The 578-nt window shown below is 42.2% G+C and carries 1 protein-coding gene and 1 pseudogene; one reads left to right on the forward strand and one right to left on the reverse strand.

Annotated elements, in window-relative coordinates; translation table 11 throughout:
- Window positions 1–217 precede the first annotated feature (217 nt).
- Entirely contained in the window at window positions 218–367 is a 150-nt protein-coding gene (locus R7093_RS26865) for a hypothetical protein (RefSeq protein ID WP_017790133.1), read from the reverse strand.
- A 74-nt stretch (window positions 368–441) separates the two neighbouring features.
- Here R7093_RS26865 and R7093_RS26870 point away from each other — a divergent pair.
- Window positions 442–578, forward strand: a pseudogene (locus tag R7093_RS26870) (elongation factor Ts); the annotation flags it as partial.

Below are 578 nucleotides of genomic sequence, written 5' to 3' on the forward strand. Positions count from 1 at the left end.
AAAACTTGTTTTTAAGTAACTTCAAGCTTAATGCAAGAAGTTGTTCATAATAGAAAAATGAGGCAGCTAGACTGCCTCATTTATATCTAATGTGTTTAGCGTTTAGGTGTGTTGCCACGACCTTTGCCTGAAGGCTTGCCAGTTGTGCTTGGGTAGTTTGGATTACCTTTCGGCGCAGTTTTTGGTGCAGAACTTGGGTTTGCCATGATGGTTACTCCTATTTACCTTGTTTTTGGTTGTTGGCAGCAGCGCGTTGAGCGCGAGCCGCGAATGAATCTTTAGATACTTGTCCGCCATTTTGTTTTGCTTGATTCGCTTGAATACGAGCAGCGGCTTCAGGGGTCATTGGTGCTTTGTTTTTAGACATAATATTTTCCTTTTCGTTTATGAATGATTGTCTCCGCTGAGACCATTGCATAGTAACTAGTAGGGTAGGGACAAATGGGGACAACCCAAAAACAAAAGCAAATTCGAACTATGTTGGATGCGTTAGGCTGGAGCCATAAGCAACTGGCCGATGTATTATATGAAGAGCTTTATTGCTCTGATTATGAGGAGCTTCATGATGTAGATCCCGA

The organism is Vibrio sp. 1580, from assembly GCF_033340055.1.

Coding starts and splice junctions, on each gene's coding strand:
- R7093_RS26865 (WP_017790133.1), bottom strand. CDS start 367: ATGTCTAAAAACAAAGCACCAATGACCCCTGAAGCCGCTGCTCGTATT.